Source organism: Pseudomonas sp. NPDC087342 (genome assembly GCF_044744265.1).
In the GTDB taxonomy this organism is placed as follows: domain Bacteria; phylum Pseudomonadota; class Gammaproteobacteria; order Pseudomonadales; family Pseudomonadaceae; genus Aquipseudomonas; species Aquipseudomonas nunensis.
Genome location: NZ_JBIUXZ010000002.1, coordinates 106,730 through 131,265, shown reverse-complemented (window position 1 = coordinate 131,265; position 24,536 = coordinate 106,730). Strand labels below are relative to the sequence as shown.

17 protein-coding genes are annotated in these 24,536 nt (G+C 57.5%); 9 read left to right on the top strand and 8 right to left on the bottom strand.

All coding sequences use genetic code 11. From position 1 onward, the window contains the following. The first annotated feature begins 82 nt into the window (after nt 1–82). From ACIOYV_RS08475 to ACIOYV_RS08460, 4 genes are read left to right on the top strand one after another with little or no spacing between them, the layout of a single operon-like run. Nucleotides 83–739, top strand: coding sequence for an acetyltransferase (locus ACIOYV_RS08475; RefSeq protein ID WP_401322808.1), 657 nt, complete (start codon nt 83–85; stop codon nt 737–739). Then, the gene (locus ACIOYV_RS08470) at nt 739–1,704 is read left to right on the top strand and encodes a glycosyltransferase (protein WP_401322805.1); all 966 of its coding nucleotides are present in this window, start codon (nt 739–741) and stop codon (nt 1,702–1,704) included. The genes ACIOYV_RS08475 and ACIOYV_RS08470 overlap by 1 nt, the downstream gene beginning before the upstream one ends. Continuing rightward, nucleotides 1,701–2,774 (top strand): glycosyltransferase, encoded by a 1,074-nt coding sequence (locus ACIOYV_RS08465; RefSeq protein WP_401322803.1) that lies wholly within the window; start codon nt 1,701–1,703, stop codon nt 2,772–2,774. Before ACIOYV_RS08470 ends, ACIOYV_RS08465 begins: the two co-directional genes overlap by 4 nt. Nucleotides 2,775–2,810: 36 nt before the next feature. Then, nucleotides 2,811–3,257: a hypothetical protein gene (locus tag ACIOYV_RS08460; protein ID WP_401322800.1), complete on the top strand. Its 447-nt coding sequence runs from the start codon at nt 2,811–2,813 to the stop codon at nt 3,255–3,257. Nucleotides 3,258–3,353: 96 nt separating this feature from the next. Here the strand turns inward: ACIOYV_RS08460 and ACIOYV_RS08455 are convergent, their stop codons facing one another. From ACIOYV_RS08455 to cysD, 3 genes are all read right to left on the bottom strand, one after another. Continuing rightward, entirely contained in the window at nt 3,354–4,406 is a 1,053-nt protein-coding gene (locus tag ACIOYV_RS08455) for an acyltransferase family protein (protein ID WP_401322798.1), read from the bottom strand. Between the two features lie 235 nt (nt 4,407–4,641). Continuing rightward, nucleotides 4,642–6,537: a sulfate adenylyltransferase subunit CysN gene (gene cysN, locus ACIOYV_RS08450; RefSeq protein WP_401322795.1), complete on the bottom strand. Its 1,896-nt coding sequence runs from the start codon at nt 6,535–6,537 to the stop codon at nt 4,642–4,644. Continuing rightward, entirely contained in the window at nt 6,537–7,979 is a 1,443-nt protein-coding gene (cysD, locus tag ACIOYV_RS08445) for a sulfate adenylyltransferase subunit CysD (protein ID WP_401322793.1), read from the bottom strand. The genes cysN and cysD overlap by 1 nt, the downstream gene beginning before the upstream one ends. A 491-nt stretch (nt 7,980–8,470) precedes the next feature. On the opposite strand from cysD, the gene ACIOYV_RS08440 reads away from it, so the two are divergent. Continuing rightward, nucleotides 8,471–9,334: a DMT family transporter gene (locus ACIOYV_RS08440; RefSeq protein WP_401322791.1), complete on the top strand. Its 864-nt coding sequence runs from the start codon at nt 8,471–8,473 to the stop codon at nt 9,332–9,334. A gap of 122 nt (nt 9,335–9,456) precedes the next feature. Here ACIOYV_RS08440 and ACIOYV_RS08435 read toward each other — a convergent pair whose 3' ends face one another. Both ACIOYV_RS08435 and ACIOYV_RS08430 read right to left on the bottom strand, forming a co-directional pair. Continuing rightward, a complete protein-coding gene (locus ACIOYV_RS08435; protein ID WP_290027339.1) occupies nt 9,457–10,365 on the bottom strand; it encodes a DMT family transporter in 909 nt (302 codons plus the stop codon). Between the two features lie 264 nt (nt 10,366–10,629). Next, nucleotides 10,630–12,240, bottom strand: a complete 1,611-nt coding sequence (locus ACIOYV_RS08430; protein ID WP_401323441.1) for a methyl-accepting chemotaxis protein — start codon at nt 12,238–12,240, stop codon at nt 10,630–10,632. Between the two features lie 429 nt (nt 12,241–12,669). Here ACIOYV_RS08430 and aceK point away from each other — a divergent pair, with 429 nt between their 5' ends. The 3 genes from aceK to ACIOYV_RS08415 all read left to right on the top strand — a co-directional run bounded on the left by aceK (nt 12,670) and on the right by ACIOYV_RS08415 (nt 19,960). Beyond that, a complete protein-coding gene (gene aceK / locus ACIOYV_RS08425) occupies nt 12,670–14,391 on the top strand; it encodes a bifunctional isocitrate dehydrogenase kinase/phosphatase (RefSeq protein WP_265043964.1) in 1,722 nt (573 codons plus the stop codon). 219 nt (nt 14,392–14,610) lie between these two features. Further along, nucleotides 14,611–18,522 carry an ATP-dependent RNA helicase HrpA gene (hrpA, locus tag ACIOYV_RS08420; RefSeq protein ID WP_401322787.1) on the top strand — a complete coding sequence of 1,304 codons (3,912 nt, stop codon included), beginning with the start codon at nt 14,611–14,613 and terminating at the stop codon, nt 18,520–18,522. 316 nt (nt 18,523–18,838) lie between these two features. After that, entirely contained in the window at nt 18,839–19,960 is a 1,122-nt protein-coding gene (locus ACIOYV_RS08415) for a beta-ketoacyl-ACP synthase III (RefSeq protein ID WP_401322784.1), read from the top strand. A 417-nt stretch (nt 19,961–20,377) separates the two neighbouring features. On the opposite strand, the gene ACIOYV_RS08410 is transcribed toward ACIOYV_RS08415, so the two are convergent. Next, the gene (locus ACIOYV_RS08410) at nt 20,378–21,694 is read right to left on the bottom strand and encodes a putative porin (protein ID WP_054049092.1); all 1,317 of its coding nucleotides are present in this window, start codon (nt 21,692–21,694) and stop codon (nt 20,378–20,380) included. A gap of 281 nt (nt 21,695–21,975) precedes the next feature. Here ACIOYV_RS08410 and ACIOYV_RS08405 point away from each other — a divergent pair, with 281 nt between their 5' ends. Further along, a complete protein-coding gene (locus tag ACIOYV_RS08405) occupies nt 21,976–23,100 on the top strand; it encodes a GNAT family N-acetyltransferase (protein ID WP_401323439.1) in 1,125 nt (374 codons plus the stop codon). Between the two features lie 177 nt (nt 23,101–23,277). Here the strand turns inward: ACIOYV_RS08405 and ACIOYV_RS08400 are convergent, their stop codons facing one another. Together ACIOYV_RS08400 and aqpZ are read right to left on the bottom strand one after the other, a co-directional pair. Further along, a complete protein-coding gene (locus ACIOYV_RS08400) occupies nt 23,278–23,463 on the bottom strand; it encodes a hypothetical protein (RefSeq protein WP_401322781.1) in 186 nt (61 codons plus the stop codon). Between the two features lie 256 nt (nt 23,464–23,719). Next, nucleotides 23,720–24,415: an aquaporin Z gene (gene aqpZ / locus ACIOYV_RS08395; protein WP_054615808.1), complete on the bottom strand. Its 696-nt coding sequence runs from the start codon at nt 24,413–24,415 to the stop codon at nt 23,720–23,722. Nucleotides 24,416–24,536 lie beyond the last annotated feature (121 nt).

The following is a 24,536-nucleotide window of genomic DNA, read 5'->3' as shown; positions in this document are numbered from 1 at the left end:
AAAGAGTATCTTGTGAGCGGCTCCGTCTGTGTACTGTGTCGACCCTCGTACCCCAAATGCTGATAATTAATCAGAGAGTATTATGAAAACCTTTTTTGGTCTGATTGGTGCTGGAGGCCACGGCAGAGAGGTCATGCCGATGCTGCGCAAGATGATCGAAGGAAAGAACGCGGGTCTGGACTGCGAATTGTTGTTCGTGGTGGAGAACCTGGAACAAGAGACTGAGATCAATGGCTATCGAGCGATAAGCCTCAAGGCATTTTTTGATCTGGAAGGCACCAAGCGATTCAATATAGCGATCGGTAATTCAAGCGTTCGCCAAAGAATTGCAGAGGTGTGCCTCGCGCAGGAAATCGAGCCTTTCGCGTTGATCGCAAATAGCGTCATCTTGTTGGATAACAACGAGATTGGTGACGCTTGCATGATTTCCGAGCAAACGATCATCACTTCCAATGTCAGGATCGGCCGTTTCTTTCAGGCTAATTGCCAATGCAACATCTCACATGATTGTGTGATTGGTGACTACGTAACCTTTGCACCCGGGGTCAAATGCAATGGTAATGTAACCATTGGCGATCACGCTTACATAGGCGCTGGCGCGTTAATCAAGCAGGGTCAGTACGGGAAACCATTGATGATCGGAGCGGGGGCGGTTGTAGGAATGGGGGCGGTGGTTACCAAGGACGTTGCGCCCAATACCATCGTAGTGGGTAATCCCGCCAGACCGATGGTGAAGTGATGTCTGATATCAATCCAGGCTTCGGCATGTCGATCTTGTTGGTTACTTATAATCACGAAGCGTATATCACACGAGCGCTGGAGTCGATTTTTAATCAAGACTATCCCGGTCTTATTGAGCTGGTCATCGCCGATGATGCTTCGACAGACGGCACACTGGAACTGATCCGTGCTTACGAAGGAAGAGATACACGTTTCGTTTTCAGTTATCTATCGAGTGTTACGAATCACGGCATCACCAAGAACTATCAACGAGGTTTTGCCGCTTGCACGGGGCCTTATGTTGCGGTTTTGGAGGGCGATGATTATTGGATAAGCCCGAAGAAGCTGTCGCGACAGGCCAGTTTTCTGAGCGAGCACTGGGAGTGTGATCTCTGCTCCGTAAATTACCTCGTTTTCTATGAAGAAAGTGCCATGTTCACCGAACGTACGACGATCGGAACGGGGTACCGACTCTTGACCGCTCGTGACCTTATTGCAGATAACCTCGTGGGCAATTTCTCTACCTGTATGTACAGGAGGGCGGCCCTGGAGAGTTTACCGGCAGAGTTGTTCGATGTTCGGTCCTATGACTGGATCGTGAATATTTGTGTGGCCAGAACCAGCATGATTGGCTTTATCGAGGAGCCGATGTCGGTCTATCGCGTTCACTCTTCGGGGGCTTGGTCGAACTACCAGCAGCTTGAAAAGCTCCAGCTGCAATTAAGCCTGATCCCCACTTACGATCGCATTACCCTGCAACAGTTCCAGGCCGAGTTTTCCCGGCTGGAAGCTGCTCTGCGCAAGTCGATTATTCTGGCGCAAGGGGAGCGCTTCGCGGCAGGCGGTGGGCGATTGGCTTTATCAAGTCTGTCGCGGGTCAGTGATTGCTTGCCTCCGGTAGTGACGATGATCATTCGTGCTCTGATGCCACCGGTGATGATGAGGGTGTTGTCCAGGATTGCCCGCCGGATGCGAAGGCCATGAAGCCACCTGTTATCAGCGTGGTGATGGCAACTTACAACCATGCCAGTTATGTGGCTCAAGCTATCGCCAGCGTATTGAAGCAAAGCGATGTTCATTTCGAGTTTCTGATCGCGGATGATGGATCAACCGACGCTACCAGCTCTGTCGTGGAGTCGATCAATGATCCCAGAATTAGCTTTTTTCCCCATCGTATCAATCGCGGTGCATGCATTGTCACTAATGAATTGATTGAGCGTGCCCAAGGCGAGTTCATCGCGCTTATCAATTCGGATGACTGCTGGGACGATGAAGACAAGCTGTCGTTCCAATTGAATATTCTGCGCGAGAATCCGGGGGTGGCCGCCAGTTTTGGTCGGGCTCGATTTGTGGACAACCGCGGTGAGGGCATCAATAAGAAGCGTCTGTCGTTCGGCCGTGTGTTCGATCAGGAAAATCGTACCCAGGGAGAATGGCTGCGACACTTTTTTTTCAACGGAAATTGCCTCTGCCATCCGACAGTGTTGATCCGGCGTAAATGCTACGAGGAGCTGGGAGCCTATAGCAACAGCCTTCGGCAGCTGCCGGATTTCGAAATGTGGATCAGGTTAGTGAAAAGGTATCCGATTCATGTCTCCGAGCGGGAACTGATAAGCTTCCGGGTATTACCGGGGGCGAGTGCCAGCAGTCACACGGTTTCCAATGCTGTGCGCACCATGAACGAACACTACCTGATCGCCGATACGTTCTTTCAGTACGTCAATCAGCAGCAGCTAAAGGATGGATTCGCTCAGTGGTTGAGATATCCTGAAATACCAAGCGACATCCACTTGGATATTGAAAAGGCGCTGCTGTTTTTTGTGCCGAGCAAGGCGCTCGGCAAGGCTTACAGAATGATTGGCATTCTTCAGCTCAGTCGGCTGCTTGGCAGTGCCAAGCACCGCCAAGTCCTTGAAGAAGAGTACGGAATTGATGGGCGCTGGTTTCAAGCGCAAACGGGCAATATCGATATACTACGCCCGAAAATTGTCGCGATAATTGGCAAGAAAACAATTGTTTGGAGAAACGTCCTCAAAAGGCTTTTCAGGACTTAAGCAGTTTTGCAAATGGAAAAATGTAAAGGAGATTTTATGCGTTATCTATATGTTCCTGTTGTGGCTGTACTGGGTTTGCTGGCCGGTTGCGATGGGGACAAATTTACCTACGTTGCTGCAAATGATTATTGCTCTTTCGACAGTCCAGTCGTTCAGGCAAAAATTCCGACCAGTGCGCCGCTGGAAACCTGGGGTTGGGCTTATAACGTTTCCTCTGGCGCTATACCAAAAGACGTATCGATTCAAATCGTCTCTTCGAAAGGTGATGCTGTTGCTACCGCGCCGCTCAGCCGTTCGTCGAGACCTGACGTCGCTAAGGCGTTTTCCAAACCTGAACTGGAAATGTCCGGCTTTGTCGGGAAAGTCGATGTCAGCGCCGTGCCTTCCGGTACTTACACGGTGAAGATTATCCAGCAGGAAGGTACAAAGAAATACGTATGCTCCAGCCCGGTAAAGCTGAATCTGTATTCTGCTAAAGGCTAACCCGTTAGCAAAAAAAAACACCTCGACTGATTCGAGGTGTTTTTTTATAAGTCAGCTATTCCAACTGTTCAGGTACAGCGATATTTTAAAACTGAATCAAACAGCCGACTGCAGGGGGCTGGACACCGAGACGTTCGGCTTGGCAGATGCCGCTTTATGCATGAAGCGTCTTTCAACAAAAATATATGAGACCGTCGAAATCATCGAAGCAAAAGCCAGCGCTGCACCAGAGAGGAGCGCAAACTGCATCATGCTGAGTTCTCCAACACCGATTACATATTGGTCGACGAGTGCAAAGATCGCAAAAATAGTCATTACGTGCAGTAAGTAGAAGCTATAGCTCACCGTTCCCAAGGCTACGAAAGCGTGTACTGCGAGTAGGCCCGGACGTGAAACAGTGAGGGCTGCAAAGAGAGCTGAGATGGTCAGCCATTGCTCCAGGCCATAGTCGCCTTTTGCTCCGGCGCGATAGAACATGAAAGTCACTATCACCACCACGGCCAACGTCGACACCCTGCGAATATTGTCGCTGAATTTCCGTGTGCTGATGAGAGAGCAGAGAGCACCTGGAATAAAGAAAGCCCAAGCGCTCAGACCATTGAGAAACAGGTCGATAACTGCGAACAGAATGATAGCCGCGAAGGTTAGTTTTCGGTTTCTCTGCACGGCGATATAGACAATAGGCAATACGAAATAAAACTTCCACTCAATGGCTAGCGTCCAGGCGACACCCAGGAGTCTGCCAAAGTTAAAGCCATTGATTGTTGGCATGGGTAGCAGGCCAAAACCGAAAATTGACGGCAGAGACGGAATGATGTCTTCAGTTCTTTGGACAATCGGCCAAGAGAACCACGAAGCAATTAAAATAGCCAAGAGGGCGGCGGTAAAAAACGCTGGCACAATACGACGAACTCGTTTTGCGTAAAAGTCAGTCCAGTCGATCGGTTTGGCGGAAAGTATTTTTCCAGCAAAGAGAAGCCCGGTTATGCAAAAAAAGATCTGTACGCCCACTGCGCCAAAGAACTTTAGTATCGAACTATCAACCAAGTCGAAGTAAAAAACTTTAGGTACTATTGCCAGGTTTATTAAAACAAGAGGCGCATGGTTCAACGAAACTAATACGGCTGCAATCCCGCGTAAACCATCCATCCAGCGTGTCTGGGGATGGTGTTGTGGTACCAGGGTTGGAATGGCTTTTTGTATGAAAAACATGGGCGCAATGGCGCATACAAATATAAAAGAAAGTAATGCTAGAAGCTCAGGTGTATGGGCTATATATAAGGGGGGCATGTGTGATACTGGCCTGGTTATAATTTTGCAAAAGTTTATCATACCCACCCTGCGATAGGTACGAGGTCACGACCGGGTAGTGGTCAGGTGCAGATTATTGTTGGATGCTCCGCATTAATTGAGCAATCGCAGTATTGAGATCAGTTTGCCCTGCGTTGATTTCGAATTCTGCGGCGTCCGGAGCTTCGTAAGGGCTACCGACACCTGACAGATTGGGCAAATGTCCTAATCTCGCCTTCTTGTACAGCCCCTTCACATCCCGCTGCTCGCACACCTCCAGCGGCGTGCTGACAAACACCTCGACAAAGTTCTCTTCCCCAATCAGCTCGCGTGCCATTTTCCGTTCCCGGCGAAACGGTGAAATAAACGCGGTCATGACGATCAGCCCGGCATCCATCATCAGCTTTGCGACTTCAGCGATGCGTCGAATATTTTCCACGCGGTCAGCGTCGGTAAAGCCCAGGTCTTTGTTGAGTCCCTGGCGGACGTTGTCGCCGTCGAGCAGGTAGGTTCGGAAGCCTTTAGCGTGCAGTTCAACCTCCAGCGCGTTGGCCAGTGTCGATTTGCCTGAGCCGGAGAGGCCAGTAAACCAGATGACTTTGCCCTTGTGGCCGTTAAGTTTTTCGCGGTTTGGGCGGGTGATCGACAGCACTTGTGTGTGCACGTTTTGTGCACGTCGCAAGCTGTGGGTGATCATGCCGGCCGCTACCGTCGCGTTGCTGATGCGATCGACGAGGATAAAGCTGCCGAGGGTCCTGGACTGTTGGTAGCTGTCGTAAACCAGCGGTTTGCTGAGCGCGAGCGTGCACATGCTGATGTCGTTGAGCAGCAACTGGGTGCTGGCTTCATGGGCGAGGGTGTTGATATCGACGCGATACTTGATGTTGGTGATCGAGGCCGATGCCCATTGCGTGGCCAGTTTGATGTCGTAGTTGCGACCGTGCAGGCCTGCCTCGTTATCCATCCAGACGAGTATTGCTTCGAACTGGTCGGTGGTCTCCAGTGGGCGTTGGCTCAGAGCAAGGATGTCGCCCCGGGAGGCGTCGATTTCCTGGCTGAGCTTCAAGGTCACCGCATCGCCGCACAGCGCTTCCTGCATCGGGCCATCCATGCTGACGATGTCGGTCACCGTCGCGCACTGGCCGGAGAGAGTAACGCGCACCTCGTCGCCAACACTGACTTTCCCTTCTGCGACATAGCCGCTGAACCCACGGAACGAAGCATCCGGTCGATTGACCCATTGCACGGGAAATACCAGGCGCTCGGAGTCGGCCGCGTTGACTTCGATTGTTTCCAGACAGCCCATCAGCGTCGGGCCCGAATACCACGGTGTATTAGCCGAGCGCTGTGCGATGTTGTCGCCCTTGAGTGCGCTGACAGGTATCGGGGTGATTTTTTCAAAGCCCAGTGTTTGGGCAAATGTCTGGAACGCCTCGACGGTGTGTTGAAAGGTGCCAGCGTCAAAGCCCACCAGATCCATTTTGTTGACGGCGAGTACAACTTGGCGAATGCCCATCAGCGATGCGAGGTAAGCGTGCCGCCGGGTCTGTGTCAGCACACCTTGCCTGGCATCGATCAGGATGACGGCGGCATCCGCGGTTGAAGCACCGGTCACCATGTTACGCGTGTATTGCTCATGGCCCGGCGTATCCGCAACGATGAAGTTGCGTTTGGCCGTGGCGAAATAACGATAAGCCACGTCGATGGTAATGCCCTGTTCGCGCTCAGCCGACAAGCCGTCGACCAGCAAGGCGAAGTCGATCTCGGCCCCTTGGGTGCCGTATTTTTTTGATTCGTTTTTCAGGGTGGCTAGTTGATCGTCCGTGAGTTGCCGGGCGTCCCACAGCAAACGTCCGATCAGGGTGCTTTTGCCATCGTCGACGCTGCCGCAGGTGATAAAACGCAGCAGGTCCTGGCCTTGTTGTTGTTCCAGGTAAGCCTCAATGGTCGAGGGCATGGCGGTGGCGGGTGTGTGTGCTTTAGGTGCCATCAGAAATAGCCCTCCTTCTTTTTCTTTTCCATGCTGGCTGAAATGTCACTGTCGATGGCTCGCCCTTGGCGCTCGGAACTGCCGGAACCGAGCAGCTCCAGCAGAATGTCGGACACGGTAGTGGCTGTCGATTCCACGGCCCCGGTCAGGGGATAGCATCCCAGTGTGCGAAAACGGATGTGCCTGGCTTCAATCTTTTCGCCGGGCAACAGGGGCATGCGCTCATCGTCAACCATAAGAGTCATGCCGTTGCGCACGACCACGGGCCGCTCTTTGGCAAAGTACAGCGGCACTACCGGGATGTTTTCCTGGTAGATGTATTGCCAGATATCGAGTTCTGTCCAGTTGGAAAGCGGGAACACGCGGATGCTCTCGCCCTGGCGCTTGCGGGCGTTGTATAGGTTCCATAACTCGGGGCGTTGCTGTTTCGGGTCCCAGTGATGGCTTTGATTGCGAAACGAAAAAATCCGCTCCTTGGCCCGGGATTTTTCTTCATCCCGGCGCGCGCCGCCAAATACGACGTCGAACTGGTACTGATCCAGCGCCTGCTTGAGCCCTTCGGTCTTGGTGATGTCGGTGTGCAACGCCGAGCCATGATCGAATGGATTGATGTCTTTGCTGATGGCGTCCGGATTGATGTGCACGAGCAGGTCCATGCCGCTTTCCCGAGCCACGATGTCGCGAAACCTGTACATCTCTTGAAATTTCCAGCGCGTATCGACGTGCAGCAGAGGGAAGGGCGGTGGCGATGGGAAAAACGCCTTGCGGGCGAGGTGCAGCATCACCGCGCTGTCTTTCCCCATGGAATAGAGCATGGCGGGGTTTTCGGCTTCGGCGACAGCCTCGCGGATGATCTGCAGGCTTTCAGCTTCAAGGCGCTTGAGGTGGGGTGTGCGCACCCGCAATGAACCGACAGTCCCGGTTCGAAGGTTTTCATTCTGCGCAGCCGGGTAGCTCAATAATCCCAACTCGACATCGTCCGGTGCGCTGACGTGACGGCATATCGCAACCAGGCGGCCGCTCGGGAAGATGACGATTTGTTTGGCGATGTGTGCTTGCAGGAGTTGCAGCGCAGCGGTGAGCTGCTGCTCATCTACCAGGTCGGTGCTCAGCGGCAGCCAGTACCGAGCGCCACGGGCATCGTTGGCATGTAAAAAATCGGTGCCGTCAGCGGAGCGCAGCAATTGAGCGAACAGTATCAATTTACGCTTGGTACGCGCCTTTTCAATATCTGACGCCAGAACCGAAGGCGTCGGCTGGCGGCCGGACTCATCGCGCAGATCGGGTGCGGTCAGCTCGGGGGGAAGGAGGTCGAGCTCGTGCAGGCGACGTTCGGCTGTACGCTTGGTATCCGCGTGTTCGAGTTGGTTAAGGTGAATGAATGCCAGCTGTGTGTCCCACACCACCGGTGCGTCCAATCCAAGAAGGTCCGGGTTGAGCATGAGCCGCTTTCCTTGTCGCAATATGTGATTTTTGTTTGCTTACATGAATATTCGCTGCATTGCTCGCCAGCGCAGATGGATTTTGGTATTTAATCACAATTTGCGACATGTCTACTTTGAAAGTTTCGTGCGCGGCGTGACATAGCGCACATTGCAATCCACTCCGGGCGCTGGTTATAGTCGGCGCTCGCCTGCTTCCCAGCACGGCCCTCAAAAAAAGATCAGCCAATGCCTGCATCCCACATCAACGCGGTAGTCGATTCAGCGGTCAACGCTGGCGTCGTGCCGTGCGGGATTCAGCAGCCTGCGCAGATCAGTCATTACCCCCCTCCTGTCAGTAGCACGCCGGTGTGCGCAGTCGTATCACCGCCAGGCGTTGGCATTTCGGGCTGATCAGCTTTCCTGCTGTAGCCCCATGCCCGTCGGAAAAAAACTACTGAACTTCAGCTTTGGCTGAGTTGGCTTTTTTGCCTGATGACAGGTGGTATTTCATGTTTGTCCTTTCGAAAAAATCCGCGCTCGCGGCGGCGTCCACGAGCCTGTTCGTCCTGCTGTGGAGCAGCGGGGCGATTTTCTCCAAATGGGGCCTGGCCCACGCGTCACCCTTTGCCTTTCTGCTGTTTCGCTTTGTCATCGCCCTGTGCGGGTTGGTGCTGCTGGTGCCGTTGCTCAAGCTGAAACTGCCCAAGGGCGGCCGGCCGATGTTGTATGCGATGGCCACGGGCGTGGTGTTGCTGGGGGCTTATCAGATTTTCTATCTGCTGGCCCTGGACCTGAAGGTCACGCCCGGCGTGATGGCGACGATCATGGGCGTGCAGCCGATCCTCACCGTGGTGATCATGGAACGTCAGCGCTCGCTCAGCCGTCTGTTCGGCCTGGCGCTGGGGCTGGCCGGGTTGATCATGGTGGTTTACCAAGGCATCGGCCTGGCCGGGATGTCGCTGGCCGGGATGCTGTTTGGCCTGCTGGCGCTGGCGAGCATGACCTTCGGTTCGATCATGCAGAAGCAAATCACCGACAATCCCCTCGGCACGTTGCCGGTGCAGTACCTGGCCGGGCTGCTGGTCTGCGGGATCTTCGTGCCGTTCCAACCGTTTCATTTTGAACACAGCGCGGGTTTTATCGTGCCGGTGTTGTGGATGGGATTGGTGGTGTCGGTGTTGGCGACGCTGCTGCTGTATCGGCTGATCGCCCGGGGCAATCTGGTGAACGTCACCAGTCTGTTTTACCTGGTGCCAGCGGTGACGGCGGTGATGGATTATCTGATTTTTGGTAATCGGCTGGCGCTGTTGAGCGTGCTGGGGATGCTGCTGATCATCGTCGGGTTGGTGTTTGTTTTTCGTAAAGCGGACTAGCTTTTAGGTCCGCGGCGGCTGTTCTATCGCCTTCGCGGGCAAGCCTCGCTCCTACAGGGGAATATGATCAACCCGTAGGAGCGAGGCTTGCCCGCGAAGGCATCATCCGCCACACCGCAGCACTAGCGCGTAGCCACTTCCACCGGTTTCACCACCGCCGGCTTCAACACCAGCCACAGCGCCGCCGCAATCAACACCCCGCCATAGATGTGCGCCATCGACAACGGCTCATCCAGCAGCAACGCGCCCCACAGCACACCGAACGGCGGGATCATGAAGGTCACGGTCATCGACTTCACCGGGCCGATCGAGCTGAGCAGGCGGAAGTAAACGATGTAGGCAAACGCGGTGCACACCAGGCCCAGACCCAGCAGCGACAACCAGACGCTCCAGCCGCCCCAGCTTGCGGGTGGATTGCTGATCACGCTGTAGCCGAACAGTGGCAACAGGAACAAGGTCGCGCCGAGCATGCTGCCCAATGCCGAGAGCCGACTGTCGAGGCCACCGGCATGATCCAGCCAGCGGCGGGCGAGGAATCCGGCGAAGCCGTAGCAGGTGGTCGCGAGCAGGCAGGCGAGGGCGCCCATCAGCAATTGCATGTCGAACGCCACCGGGCCTGCGCGGGTCAGCACGCCGACGCCGAACAGGCCGAGGAATACCCCGCCGAGTTTGGCGGCCGTGAGTTTTTCATGGAAGAACAGCCCGCCGATCAGCACGCCCATCAACGGCGTGGTGGCGTTGAAGATCGCCGAGTAACCCGCTGGCAGCACTTGCGCGGCCACGGAATACAGGGTCGCCGGGATCCCGGAGTTGATCACCCCGAGCAGCATCACGGTCTTGAGTTTGCCTTTGAAATCCCAGCTGATGCGCATCAGTCCGAGGATCACCAGCAAGCCGACAGCGGCAATCGACACCCGGAAAAACGCCGTGGGAATGGTGCCGATCACCGGGGCGATCACGCGCATAAACAGGAAACTCGCGCCCCAGATCGCCGCCAGCGACAGTAAACGGAAAATATCGACAGGGCTCACGGTGCACTCCTTCCTTTATGGGGACGGAAGTGTTGCCGAGAGCCCTGAGGATCGCAACCGTAAATCGGGCATTAAATTTCTGTGGCGCGCGAGCTTGCCTGGGGGGAGGGAGCTTACTTGTGGGGAGGGGCTTGCCTGTGGCGAGGGGGCTTGCCCCCGCTTGAGTGCGCAGCGCTCACAAAATTTCAGGGCCGCTGCGCGACCCAACGGGGGCAAGCCCCCTCGCCACAGTAAATCTTGCTGCATCCAGCACCTTCACCAGATTTAAATAATGAAGCGCGTCACCAGCCCATTCAGGTCCACAGCCAAACGCGACAGTTCCTGGCTGGCGGCGGAGGTCTGGGTGGCGCCAGCGGCGGTCTGGGTCGAGAGGTCGCGGATGTTCACCAGGTTCTGATCAACCTCGCGCGCCACCAATGCCTGTTGTTCGGCAGCACTGGCGATCACCAGGTTGCGCTGGTTGATCTGCGAGATCGACGCAGTGATTTTTTCCAGCGCATGCCCGGCGCTGTTGGCCCGGCGCAAGGTCTGGCTGGCTTGCTCGGCGCTGCTTTGCAACGCGCTGACCGTGGCCCCGGTGCCGTGCTGGATATTGCTGATCATTAGCTCGATTTCTTCGGTGGAATTCTGCGTGCGCTGGGCCAGCGAACGCACCTCGTCGGCCACCACGGCGAACCCGCGCCCGGCCTCACCGGCCCGGGCCGCTTCGATGGCGGCGTTGAGCGCCAGCAGGTTGGTTTGCCCGGCGATCCCGCGAATCACTTCCAGCACCTTGCTGATGTCCTGGGCCTGAGTGGCCAGGCCTTCCGCCTGTTGCGAGGCGCCGAGCACTTCGCTCACCAGCCCCTGAATCGAGGTAATGGTTTCGCTGACCTGAACATGCCCGTGCTTGCTGTCCTCGTTCGACGCCTGGGACGCTTCGGCGCTGGACACCGCATTCGCGGCCACTTCATCCACCGCCGTGCTCATCTCGGTAACGGCAGTCGCGGCTTGTTCGATCTGATCATTCTGCTGTTGCAGGCCACGGGTGCTTTCTTCCATCACCGAGCTCATTTCCTCGGCCGCGGAAGCGAGCTGCTGCGCCGAGTCACTGATGCCACGAATGGTCGTGCGCAAATTGCTTTGCATGTCGGCCAGGGCATCGAGCAGGTGTGCCGCTTCGTCGTCGCCCTCGCTCAGCACTTTACCGCTCAAGTCACCCGAAGCGATCCGCCGGGCCACGTTCAGGGCCTGATTGATCGGCGTGGTGATACTGCGCGTCAGCAGCCACGCCAGCAGCAGGGTGGCGATCAGCGCAATCACGATAATCGTGCCGACAATCCACTGCGCCCGCTGATACATCCGCGCGGCGTCGTCGGACGCCGCATCGGCACCTTGCTGGTTGAAACTGATCATGGCTTCCAGGGATTTATCCAGCACGCTGCCTTGAGGCGCCAGTTCCGTATTGAGGCGGGCGTAGGCCTGCTCCGACTGGCCGGCGTCGATCAGGGCGAGGATCTGGTCGAGAATCGCCATGTACTTGGTCACGTCCGCGTTCAGGCTGGCGAGCATGCCCCGTTCCTGGTCACTGGAGACCAATGTCTTGTGATCGTTCAGGCGCTTGAGCAACTCCTGACGCTGGACGATGAGGATGCCTTTGCTCTTTTCCCGCACGGCCGGTTGGCTGTTGGCGATCAAACGCAGGGATTCCAGGCGAATAGTCGCAATGTTCGCCGCGCTGTCATGAATGCTTTCGATGCTCGGCATCCACGACTCTTCAATCACCGTGGCGCTTTGGCGTAGGGTCGCCATTTGCACCAGACCGAACAGACCAACCACTACCAGCAGACTGGCCAAAACGGCAAAACTCAGACCGGCACGCAAACCTATACGCATGTTTCTGATAGACATCGAATGTGCTCCTTGGGCGTTTTGGGAGGTAGCCCTCGTGGACCGAGGATCTTGTTTTTAGGCGGGTGATGGCGGGCTATATATCAAAGTGCCATCATTTTGGTAAGACCAATCTTGAAGGCTCTGTTCCGGGCGCTGCAGGGCAGAAGAAGCCAAAACGCCTATTCAGAAGGGTATTTCGCAGGGCTGTTTGCGTGCGTAACGCAGAGGATTGGGGGTGTTCAGCGGAATCGATTAAGCGCGGTCGGTATGACCGAGTGGAGTGTTTATTGACCAATCGGTCGATTAAATAACCTGAAAAAAATCCAGCATGAGGTTCGCTCGACTCTCGACATCAATGGCAAAAATTACGCTTCTCCTGCACCCGGTTCACTGGCTAAGCTCAGGCTTCCGCACTTTCGCAGAGGTCTCACCATGCCGCAGCAATGGCCCGCCGCCGATATCGCCCGATTGATCCTCGATGGCTTTGATGACTACCGCGAACATTTCCGGCAGATCACCGACGGTGCCCGGGCCCGTTTCGAGCAGGCCCAGTGGCAGGAGACGCAATCGGCGTCGGCAGCGCGGATCAATCTGTACGAAGAAAAAGTCGGCGAAACGGTCGAGCGGCTGCGGGGCGCCTTCGAGACCGATACGCTGATGGATGTGACCTGCTGGCCGCTGGTCAAGAGCGCCTACATCACGTTGATCGACCTGCGTTTCGACGATGAGCTGTCCGAGACCTGGTACAACTCGATCTTCTGCGGGCTGTTCAGCCACGACCTGATCAGCGACGGCTGCATGTTCATCCACACCACCCGGCCGAGCCTGCGCCGAGCCCGTGCCGCGCAAACCCGCACCTACAAGCCCCAGGGGCATTTGTCGGAAATGTTGGCGAGCATCTTTGCCGACTACCGCTTCAGCGAGGATTACGCCGACCTGTCCGGCGACCTGCGCCGCCTCGAAGCGCAACTGCGCGAGAACCTGCCGGACTGGGTCTGCAAGGACCCGGAGCTGTCCGTCGAACTGTTCTCTTCGGTGCTCTACCGCAACAAAGGCGCGTATCTGGTCGGACGGATTTACACCCAAGACGAACAATGGCCGCTGGTAATTCCGTTGCTGCACCGCGAAGGGCGTGGCATCCAGATTGACGCGCTGATCACCGATGAAGCGGACGTCTCGATCATCTTCTCCTTCACACGCTCGTATTTCATGGTGGATGTGCCGGTGCCGGCGGAGTTTATCGGCTTCCTCAAGCGCATCCTGCCGGGCAAGCACATCGCCGAGCTGTACACCTCGATCGGTTTCTATAAACACGGCAAGTCCGAGTTCTACCGGGCGCTGATCAACCACCTGGCCAACACCGACGACCAGTTCATCATGGCGCCCGGTGTGCGCGGCATGGTCATGAGCGTGTTCACCCTGCCGGGGTTCAACACCGTATTCAAAATCATCAAAGACCGTTTCTCGCCGTCGAAAAACGTCGACCGCGCCACGGTGATCGAGAAGTATCGCTTGGTGAAAAGCGTCGACCGCGTCGGGCGCATGGCCGATACCCAGGAATTCGCCGACTTCCGTTTCCCGCTGAGCAAGTTCGAACCGGCATGCCTGGAAGAACTGCTCGACGTGGCGCCGTCCACGGTGTCAGTCGAAGGCGACACGGTGCTGATCCGCCACTGCTGGACCGAACGGCGCATGACCCCGCTGAACCTGTACCTGGAACACGCCAACGAGGCGCAGGTGCGCGAGGCGCTGGAAGATTACGGCCTGGCGATCAAACAACTGGCGGCGGCGAACATCTTTCCCGGCGACATGCTGCTGAAGAACTTCGGCGTCACCCGGCACGGGCGCGTGGTGTTTTATGACTACGACGAGATTTGCTTTTTGACTGAGGCGAATTTCCGGCATATCCCGCAACCGCGCACGCCGGAGGATGAGATGGCGTCCGAGCCGTGGTACTCGATCGGGCCGCTGGATGTGTTTCCCGAGGAGTTTCCGCCGTTTTTGTTTGCCGATTCCGGGCAACGCAAGTTGTTCGATCAGTTGCATGGCGAGTTGTACAACGCCGATTACTGGAAGAGCCTGCAAGAAGCCATTCGCGCCGGCAAAGTCATCGACGTGTTCCCCTATCGGCGCAAAGGCATGGACAACGAATAACCCCACGCCCTTGTAGCAGCTGTCGAGCCCCAGCGAGACTGCGTCGGGGTCAACGCAGCCCCCGTCGGGGCCAACGCAGCTCCGTCGGGGTCAACGCAGCTCCCGTCGGGGCCAACGCAGCCTCGCTGGGGCTCGACAGCTGCTACAAGGGATCTCGTTCATCCGCTAAATCTGCGACAATCCGCACCCTGCGCCACTAGACGACTTATTGCGTACCTGATGACTGACGAATCGCCTTCCATCGACAAACTGCTGAAAAACCTCGATCACGCCATGCTTGCCGACCGCCACCGGCTGCGGCGGCAGTTGCTTGAGCTGCGCAAGAAACCTGACGAGGCCAAGCTGGCCCAGTGGGTGACGCGCATGCAGGCGTCTTGTGACCAGGTATTGGCGCGGCGTGCCAGCCTGCCGGTGATTCGTTACGACGACAGTTTGCCGATTGCCGCCAAGCGCGACGAAATCAAAGAGGCGCTGCTCAAGCATCAGGTGCTGATTATTGCCGGCGAAACCGGTTCGGGTAAAACCACCCAGTTGCCGAAGATCTGCCTGGAAATCGGCCGTGGCCAGCATGGCCTGATCGGCCACACCCAGCCGCGCCGGATTGCGGCGCGCAGTGTGGCGAGCCGGGTGGCCGAGGAATTGGCAACGCCGCTGGGCGCGCTGGTCGGCTATCAGGTGCGGTTCGAGGATCAGAGCGATTCCAACACCCTGATCAAGCTGATGACCGACGGCATCCTGCTGGCGGAAACCCAGAACGACCGCTACCTCGAACGCTACGACACGATCATCGTCGACGAAGCCCACGAACGCAGCCTCAACATCGACTTCCTGCTCGGTTACCTGAAAACCCTGCTGCCGCGTCGTCCGGACCTGAAAGTCATCATCACTTCGGCGACCATCGACCTGGAGCGTTTCTCCAAGCATTTCGATGACGCGCCGATTGTCGAAGTCTCCGGCCGCACCTTCCCGGTGGAAACCTGGTATCGCCCGCTGACGCTTGAGCAGGACGAAGAGGGCAACCGCGTCGAGGACGACTTGACCGTGGATCAGGCGATTCTCGCCACCCTCGACGAAATCGCCGCGTTTGAACGCAGCGAGCGCAAGAGTCCCGGCGATGTGCTGGTGTTCCTGCCCGGCGAGCGCGAGATTCGTGACGCCGCCGACGTGCTGCGCAAGGCCCAGCTCAAGCACACTGAAATCCTGCCGCTGTACGCGCGGTTATCGCCGGCCGAGCAGCAGCGGATTTTCCAGTCGCATCCAGGCCGACGCGTGGTGCTGGCGACCAACGTCGCGGAAACCTCGCTGACCGTGCCGGGCATTCGTTACGTGATCGACAGCGGCACCGCGCGCATCAGTCGTTATAGCTATCGCGCCAAGGTCCAGCGCCTGCCCATCGAAGCGATTTCCCAGGCCAGCGCCAATCAGCGTAAAGGTCGATGCGGACGGGTCGAGCCGGGCATTTGTATTCGCCTCTTCAGCGAAGAAGATTTCATCGGACGGCCGGAATTTACCGACCCGGAAATCCTGCGTACCAACCTCGCCGCCGTCATCCTGCAGATGCTGCACCTGCGCCTCGGCGAGATCACCGATTTCCCGTTTATCGAACCGCCAGATGGCAAAGCCATCAGCGACGGTTTCAACCTGCTGCAAGAACTCTCGGCAGTCGACCGCAACAGCCAACTGACGCCGCTGGGCCGCAATCTGGCGCGCTTGCCGGTGGACCCGCGAATGGGCCGCATGCTGCTGGAAGCGGCGAAACTCGGTAGCTTGCAGGAAGTGCTGATTGTCGCCAGCGCCATGTCGATCCAGGACCCGCGCGAGCGTCCGCCAGAACGCCAGCAAGCGGCGGATCAGGCTCACGCGCAATGGAAAGACGTGGACTCGGACTTCGCCGGGCTGGTCAATCTGTGGCGCGGTTTTGAAGAACAGCGCCAGGCGTTGACCGCCAGTCCGTTGCGCAACTGGTGCCGCAAGAATTTCCTCAACTACTTGCGCCTGCGCGAGTGGCGCGACTCCCATCGCCAGTTGAGCCTGATCTGCCGCGACATGCAGCTCAGCCTCAATAAAGAACCGGCGGACTACCCGAAACTGCACAAAGCCGTGCTCTCGGGGCTGCTGAGCCAGATCGGCCAGAAAACCGAGGACGGCGACTACCTCGGCGCGCGTCAGCGGCGTTTCTGGATTCACCCGTCGTCGGGCTTGGGCAAGAAACGTCCGCAATGGCTGATGACCGCCGAGCTGGTGGAAACCACCAAGCTCTATGCGCGGATGGTCGCCAAGATCGACGCCGACTGGATCGAGCCGTTGGCCGGGCACCTGATCAAGAAAAACCACTTCGAACCCCATTGGGAGAAGAAGCGCGGTCAGGTCGTGGCGTTCGAACAGATCACCTTGTTCGGGCTGATCATTGTCGGTCGCCGGCCGGTGCATTACGGGCCGATCGATCCAGTGGTGTCCCGCGAGTTTTTCATTCGCGAAGGTTTGGTGCGCGGCGAGATTCAGTCCAAGGCCAAATGCCTGACCGCCAATGCGCAGTTGCTTGAACAGCTCGACGAACTGGAAGCCAAGGCTCGTCGGCGCGATATCCTGGCCGACGAAGAAACCCTGTTCGCCTTCTACGACGCGCGCCTGCCGGCGGAGATTCACCAGACCGCGACCTTCGACAGCTGGTATCGGGTCAACAGCCAGAAAGACCCGCAACTGCTGATCATGCGCGAAGAAGACGTGCTGGCCCGCGAGGCCAGTGAAGTCACCGCGCTGCATTACCCGGATACCTTGCACATCGGTGATCTGGAACTGGCCCTGAGTTATCACTTCGAACCGAACCACCCGCGTGACGGCGTGACTCTGCGCGTGCCGGCGCCGCTGTTGCCGATGCTGCCGCCGGAACGTCTGGAATGGCTGGTGCCCGGCGTCATCGAAGCCAAATGCGTGGCGCTGGTGCGCAACCTGCCCAAAGCCCTGCGCAAGAATTTCGTGCCGGTGCCGGACTTCGTCAAAGCCGCGTTGCAGCGCATGACCTTCGCCGAGGGCTCATTGCCCTTGGCGTTGGGCCGCGAACTGTTGCGCATGACCGGTGCGCGGGTCAGCGATGAAGCCTGGGCGGAAGCCTCGCAGCAGGTCGACAGTCATTTGCGGATGAACCTGGAAATCGTCGACGGCCAAGGCAAGTTCCTTGGCGAAGGGCGGGATCTGGCCGAGCTGACCGCGCGTTTTGCCGAAGCCAGCCAAGCCGCATTGGCGGTGCCGCAAACCGCGAAAAACCAGCAACCGGTGGAGCCAAAAGTCTTCGCCGCAGTGGCCGAAAAAACCCAGCAGAAGATCGCCGGGCTGTCGATGACTGTGTACCCGGCGTTGGTGGAAGAGAGCGGTACGGTCAAGGAAGGGCGTTTCTCGACCCCCGCCGAAGCCGAGTTCCAGCATCGCCGTGCGTTGCAGCGTTTGCTGATGCAGCAATTGGCCGAGCCGGCGAAGTTCTTGCGCGGTAAGTTGCCGGGGCTGACTGAACTGGGCCTGATGTACCGCGAACTGGGGCGCATCGATGCCTTAGTCGAAGACATTCTGCTGGCCAGCCTCGACAGCTGCATTCTCGAAGGCGAAGACCCGTTGCCACGCGACGGTGCCGGGTTGGCCTCACTGGCGGAGCGCAAGCGCGGCGGCTGGACCGAGCACGCCGAGCGTCTGGCCAAATTGACGTTGGAGATTCTCAAGCTCTGGCACGGTCTGCAAAAGCGTTTCAAAGGCAAGATCGACCTGGCCCAAGCGGTGGCGTTGAATGACATCAAGCAGCAGCTCAGTCACCTGGTGTATCCGGGGTTTGTTCGGGAAACCCCGATGCAGTGGCTCAAGGAGCTGCCGCGTTATCTGAAAGCGGTCGAGCAGCGCTTCGAGAAGATTGGCGCGCAAGTGCAGCGCGATCGGGTCTGGGCCGGCGAGTTGTCCGGTTTGTGGACGCAATACCAGACCCGCGCCAACAAACACGCCCAGGAAGGCAAGCGCGATCCACAACTGGAACTGTATCGCTGGTGGCTGGAGGAATACCGGGTTTCGCTGTTCGCCCAGCAATTGGGGACCAAGGTGCCGATCTCCGATAAGCGCCTGAACAAACAGTGGACCCAGGTCGAACCTTAGCGGCGGACTGCTTTTCTGTAGGAGCCAGGCTTGCCGGCGGAGGCGCCAGTGAGGACGCCTTCGCCGGCAAGCCTGGCTCCTACAGATGAGAGGAGGGCAGTTGGCTGGCGTTTGATCTCTCAAATAGGGCCAAACCCCAGCGTTTATGGCAAACTTCGCGCCTATAAACGCCGTCACCGCGATTTTGAGCCTTCGCAGGCGTCGCGGATCGGAATAAAGCGATGCCAGGTTGGACTCCACGGAATGGGAAAAGACCCTTTGTGTGTTGGTACGTCGGTGCCAGCACTTTCTGCCTGAACAGATTAGAGAAACGACCATGCATAACGTCGTCATCAGCGGCACCGGCCTGTACACCCCGGCCAACAGCATCTCCAACGAAGAGCTGGTGCAGTCTTTCAACGCTTACGTCGCGCAATTCAACGCCGACAATGCCGACGCCATCGCGCGCGGCGAGATCGAAGCGTTGACCGAGTCCAGTGCAGCGTTTATCGAAAAAGCCTCCGGCATCAAAAGCCGTTTTGTCATGGACAAGGAAGGCATCCTCGACCCGCAACGCATGGCGCCACGCCTGCCGGAGCGCTCCAACGACGAATGGTCGGTGCTCTGCCAGATGGCCATCGGCGCTGCCGAGCAAGCCTTGCAGCGTGCCGGCAAGACCGCAGCGGACATCGACGGTGTGATCGTCGCCTGTTCCAACCTGCAACGCGCCTACCCGGCCATCGCCATCGAAGTCCAGGAAGCCCTGGGCATTCAAGGTTTCGGTTTCGACATGAACGTCGCGTGCTCCTCGGCGACCTTCGGCATCCAGGCCGCCGCCAACAGCGTGCAACTGGGCCAGGCCCGCGCGATCCTGATGGTCAACCCGGAAGTCTGCACCGGTCACCTGAACTTCCGCGACCGCGACAGCCACTTCATCTTCGGCGACGCCGCCACTGCGGTGATCATCGAACGTGCCGACCTGGCGACCTCCAAGTACCAGTTCGACATCGTCAGCACCAAACTGCTGACCAAGTTCTCCAACAACATCCGCAACAACTTCGGTTTCCTCAACCGCGCGGCGGAAGAGGGCATCGGCACCAAGGACAAACTGTTCGTGCAGGAAGGCCGCAAGGTGTTCCGCGACGTGTGCCCAATGGTCGCCGAGCTGATCGCCACGCACCTTGAAGAAAACAAGCTGAACATCAGCGACGTGAAGCGCTTCTGGCTGCACCAGGCCAACCTCAGCATGAACCACTTGATCGTCAAGAAACTGCTGGGCCGCGAAGCCACCGAAGAAGAAGCGCCGGTGATCCTCGACACCTACGCCAACACCAGCTCCGCGGGTTCGGTGATTTCGTTTCACAAGAATCAGGATGATCTGGCCGCTGGCTCGCTGGCGGTGCTCAGCTCGTTTGGCGCCGGGTATTCGATTGGTAGCGTGATTCTGCGCAAGCGCTGAGTTAACGCATAAAAGATCGCAACCTGCGGCAGCTCTACAGGATCGGATTTCAACTCAATAGTGAAGTTGAACCCGATCGTTGTAGGCGCTGCCGTAGGCTGCGATCTTTTTTTGTGCCGGATTTTTTGTGGCCAGGGAATTACTTGTGGCGAGGGAGCTTGCTCCCGCTCGGCTGCGAAGCAGTCGCAAAAGCTGCTGACGCTGTCTGACTGGAAGAATGTAGGGGAGCGCTTCGCACTCCAACGGGGGCAAGCCCCCTCACCACAGGCAAGCTCGCTCGCCACAATGGGCGGTGTGTTACGAGGAAATGAAAACAGCCCCGCGTGGGTCTATCGGACGGATGATGGGGACCGATAGACCAACGCGAGGCTGTAAAGAAGCGCCCGGGCTTCCTTGCCCGGGTCGTATTGCGGGGTATCAGAACTTGGCTTCGGCATCCAGTTGCAGGGTTTTGATGTCCGAATCGCGGATGGTGGCGTTGGTGAAGTCGGATTTGGCCAGGAAGTACGTCGCGCCAAGGGCGAAGTTCTTGTCGATTTCATAGCTGACTTTCAACTTGCTGCCGCGCGAACCGGTGAAACCGTTGGCGAAGTCGGAGTCGGTGAAGGCACCGACCACCGCGTTACGCTGTACGTCGCGATAGTTGTAGTCCACGGCGAAGCCGTAAAGCTTGGTCTTCACACCGGCCAACCAGGCAGCGTCCTGATCGTTGCTGGCGTCTTTGTTGGTGACGTACTGACCGTATACCGAGAGCGGCAGTGGCAGGCCGGCGACGTCCAACTGGCCAAAACCTTCGTACAGTTTGAATTGTTCGTTCGGCGTGTTGCCGTTGGTGGCCAGGATGGATGGCGTGGTGGTGCCGCCGGCGGTGATGTCGTCGTCGTTGTCGTAGCCGTAGACGCTGCCACCCAGGGTCAGTTTCAGGTTGTCGGTGATGGCGAAACGCGCGCCCAACTGGCCGGCGTACAGACGCAGGTCGTGCTTGAACTGCACGCCGTCGCCGTCGACGTTGTCCTTGAGGGTGTAGTGACCGGCGCTGCCGAACAGCTCGGTGCTGCCGCCCAACGGGTATTTATAAGTGAGTGCCAGACCTTCAGGGCTGATGTCGCTATCCCAGATGATGTCGCCCATGCTCACCCATTGTTGTGGCATCTTGCCGCCAACCACGTGCAGGTTCTTCAGGAAATCGGGGTGGTAGTCCACGTAGCCCTGATCCAGCCAAATCGACTTCTTGTCGAAGTAACCGTCCAGGCTCTGGTTGGTGGAGCGAGCGTCGTCGTTGTTGCCGGTGGCGATACGGATACCGGTGTCGACTTGCGGGTTGATTTCGCTGTAGGCACCCAGGCGTACACGAATGCGCTGGCGATCCTGGTCTTTGTTGTTCGAAACACCATCGTTGTGCACGGTTTCTTCACGGAAGCGCACGTCACCCTTGAACTGGGTCTTGGCGGCCCACGCCAGTTTCTGGTCGAAGGTGCTCAGTTCATTGGTTTTCTTCGCGGTTGCCGCGATCTGTTCGTTGGTCTCTTGCTGAGCCTGGCGGGCGATTTGCTGGTCTTTCTGATCCCGTGCCAGTTCGGCTTGCAGTTCGGCGTATTGCGCCTGGGAAATCGAGCCATTTGCCTTGAGCATGTCGAGCAGTTTGGCGTCGACTGCGGCGCTCGCTGGAACACTCATGGCCAGCAGCAGGCCGCCACACAGGGCCGCCGCAGTTTTCGTGGAAGCAAGACGCATATCAATCTCCGAAGATGAAAGGGATGACTGAGCCATCCAGGACACAACCGACCGTTGTCGGACGGAAAACAGTGACCGGGTAAGAACCCGGCGCTCTAAAAACAGGCGCCAGTATCGCGATGGTTTATGACAGTGCAGTGGCAAAGTGATGGCGTCTCGATGACGATACAAATCTTTCATGAACCATCGTTCTAGAGCGCTGTCGGCGGATGAAAGGTGTGGGATGCGCGGCGATAGGCGATACTCGCGAAGCTGTCACGCAACGAACTGTGAGAATGCCGATGCCGCTGCAATGTCTGGAAAATCTGTCCGAAATCGCGCCCCAGACGTGGGACGCGCTGGTACCCGAAAGTCAGCCGTTTCTGCGCCACGCGTTCCTCAGCGCTCTGGAAGACAGTGGCAGCGTCGGCCCGCATTCCGGCTGGCAGCCCGAGCATTTGCTGCACATCGAAGGCGATCGTTTGATTGCGGCATTGCCCAGCTACCGCAAATGGCATTCCTACGGCGAGTACGTGTTTGATCACGGTTGGGCCGACGCTTGTGCCCGTGCCGGTATCGAGTATTACCCCAAGCTGTTGACTGCCGTGCCGTTCAGCCCGGTCAGCGGCCCGCGCTTGTTGGCGGCCAACGTGGAGGATGGTTTTGAGTTGCTGAACAGCCTGCCGGGCTATCTGGAAATCGAAGGGCTTTCCAGCGCGCACATCAATTTCACTGACCCGTTCACCGACGCTGCGCTGGCCGAACAACCTGGCTGGTTGCAGCGCATCGGTTGTCAGTATCACTGGCAAAACCGCGGCTATCGGGACTTCCAAGACTTCCTCGACGCGCTCAGTTCGCGCAAGCGCAAGCAGATGCGCAAGGAGCGCGAGCAAGTGGCGGGGCAGGGCATTGAGTTCGAATGGCTTGAGGGCGCGCAGCTGACCCAGGCGCAGTGGGATTTCGTCTACGCCTGCTACGCCAACACCTACGCGGTACGTCGACAAACGCCGTACCTGACGCGGGAATTCTTCAGCCTGTTGGCCGAGCGCATGCCGGAATCGATTCGTTTGGTGCTGGCGAAGCAAGGCTCACGCCCGGTGGCCATGGCGTTCAGCCTGGTGGGTGGCGACAGCTTTTATGGTCGCTACTGGGGCTGCCAGGCGGAGTACGACCGTTTGCATTTCGAGACGTGTTTCTACCAAGGCATGGATTACGCCATCGCCAACGGCTTCCAGCGCTTTGACGCCGGCGCTCAGGGCGAGCACAAGTTGATTCGCGGGTTTGAACCGGTGATCACTCATTCCTGGCACTACTTGCGTCATCCGGGGTTGAAAGCGGCGGTCAAAGACTTCTTGCAGCAGGAGCGAGTTGGGGTTTTGGCGTATGCGGAAGAGGCGAAAACGGCGTTGCCTTATCGGCAGGTTTGAGCCATTAAAATGCGTTTTAATTCATCTCTGAGATTGTTTGGCTCGTCATATAAATGAACCGCCCCTCTATTGATAGGGGGCGGTGTTTTAAGGTTATAGATTTGCTGGCTTTATTGAAGTTGTTTTAGGTCGTGGGTGTGTTGGGTATTTAGCTGTAGCAAGAATATAAACATTCTTTCATTTGATGCAGATGTGTTGGTAGAAAGTCTCGTCATATCCGGGCGGGCATTTTATGGGCAGCGCGATGGCCATATGATGCAGCGGGCCAGACTCAATAGCGGTAGCAATGGGATCAGCGAAGGCCGCACTTTGAAACAGCCCGATGTTCAGCAATACGCTGAAGGCAAAAATCTTTTTGATCATGAATATTTTCCGGTTGTTTATCTGATGGATTGAACAATGGTTCAAGGGGGCGGGATATTAACAATGGCTTTAAATAAGGCCTAAGAGATGTTTGCTTCTGCTTGTGTGAGGGCTTTGCAAGTTGTGTTTTTTGAATGAAAGTTGATTGATAAAGTGCCGCGCACTTAGTAGTTAGTAGTTGCGCCGAGTGACTGAAACATGTCGAGGAAGCGAGGATTGCCATGCCCAGAGACATGACAAATCCTCGTCCAAGCGCTCAGGTGCCTTCCTTGCCCAGCCAGCGATAAGTCACCCCGCCAACCACCGCGCCCAACAACGGCGCGACCCAGAACATCCACAACTGTGCGATCGCCCAGCCGCCAACCATCAGCGCCGGCCCCGTGCTGCGGGCCGGGTTGACCGAGGTGTTGGTGACGGGAATCGAGATCAGGTGGATCAGCGTCAGGGCCAGGCCGATGGCGATCGGTGCGAGTCCCGCCGGGGCGCGTTTGTCGGTGGCGCCGAGGATGATCAGCACGAACATCGCCGTCATCACCAGCTCACAGACAAAGCCTGCGGCCATCGAGTATTTGCCGGGGGAGTGCTCGGCGTAGCCATTGGAGGCCAGCCCTGCCGACAGATCGAAGCCTTCCTTGCCGCTGGCGATGTAGTAGAGCAGCGCCGCCGCGATGATCCCGCCGATCACCTGGGCGATGATGTAGGCGGGCAACTCTTTGGCAGGGAATCGACCGCCGACGAACAATCCCACCGACACGGCAGGGTTGAGGTGACATCCAGAAATATGGCCAATGGCGAACGCCATGGTCAGCACGGTAAGACCAAATGCCAGGGCCACCCCCAACACCCCGATACCCAACGGCGAAGACGCGGCCAACACCGCACTGCCGCACCCACCCAACACTAGCCAGAACGTACCTAACAACTCAGTGACTGAACGTTTGAACAGAGACATGAGAGCGTCCTTGATAGGCGACCTATCGAGACTGTATCGCGTGATGCTTCCTGCAGATTTACGACAGGTTCATCTCCAGAACCTTGGCTGAGTACAGCAGGGTTCCTGCGGAAATCCAGCA

Bases quoted from the DNA above. Each gene is read 5' to 3' on its own strand.
- ACIOYV_RS08400 (WP_401322781.1), bottom strand. From the start codon at position 23,463: ATGATCAAAAAGATTTTTGCCTTCAGCGTATTGCTGAACATCGGGCTG.
- hrpA (WP_401322787.1), top strand. From the start codon at position 14,611: ATGACTGACGAATCGCCTTCCATCGACAAACTGCTGAAAAACCTCGAT.
- ACIOYV_RS08430 (WP_401323441.1), bottom strand. From the start codon at position 12,240: ATGCGTATAGGTTTGCGTGCCGGTCTGAGTTTTGCCGTTTTGGCCAGT.
- aceK (WP_265043964.1), top strand. From the start codon at position 12,670: ATGCCGCAGCAATGGCCCGCCGCCGATATCGCCCGATTGATCCTCGAT.
- ACIOYV_RS08470 (WP_401322805.1), top strand. From the start codon at position 739: ATGTCTGATATCAATCCAGGCTTCGGCATGTCGATCTTGTTGGTTACT.
- ACIOYV_RS08410 (WP_054049092.1), bottom strand. From the start codon at position 21,694: ATGCGTCTTGCTTCCACGAAAACTGCGGCGGCCCTGTGTGGCGGCCTG.
- cysN (WP_401322795.1), bottom strand. From the start codon at position 6,537: ATGGCACCTAAAGCACACACACCCGCCACCGCCATGCCCTCGACCATT.
- ACIOYV_RS08465 (WP_401322803.1), top strand. From the start codon at position 1,701: ATGAAGCCACCTGTTATCAGCGTGGTGATGGCAACTTACAACCATGCC.
- aqpZ (WP_054615808.1), bottom strand. From the start codon at position 24,415: ATGTCTCTGTTCAAACGTTCAGTCACTGAGTTGTTAGGTACGTTCTGG.
- ACIOYV_RS08475 (WP_401322808.1), top strand. From the start codon at position 83: ATGAAAACCTTTTTTGGTCTGATTGGTGCTGGAGGCCACGGCAGAGAG.
- ACIOYV_RS08455 (WP_401322798.1), bottom strand. From the start codon at position 4,406: ATGGATGGTTTACGCGGGATTGCAGCCGTATTAGTTTCGTTGAACCAT.
- ACIOYV_RS08405 (WP_401323439.1), top strand. From the start codon at position 21,976: ATGCCGCTGCAATGTCTGGAAAATCTGTCCGAAATCGCGCCCCAGACG.
- ACIOYV_RS08440 (WP_401322791.1), top strand. From the start codon at position 8,471: ATGTTTGTCCTTTCGAAAAAATCCGCGCTCGCGGCGGCGTCCACGAGC.
- cysD (WP_401322793.1), bottom strand. From the start codon at position 7,979: ATGCTCAACCCGGACCTTCTTGGATTGGACGCACCGGTGGTGTGGGAC.
- ACIOYV_RS08460 (WP_401322800.1), top strand. From the start codon at position 2,811: ATGCGTTATCTATATGTTCCTGTTGTGGCTGTACTGGGTTTGCTGGCC.
- ACIOYV_RS08415 (WP_401322784.1), top strand. From the start codon at position 18,839: ATGCATAACGTCGTCATCAGCGGCACCGGCCTGTACACCCCGGCCAAC.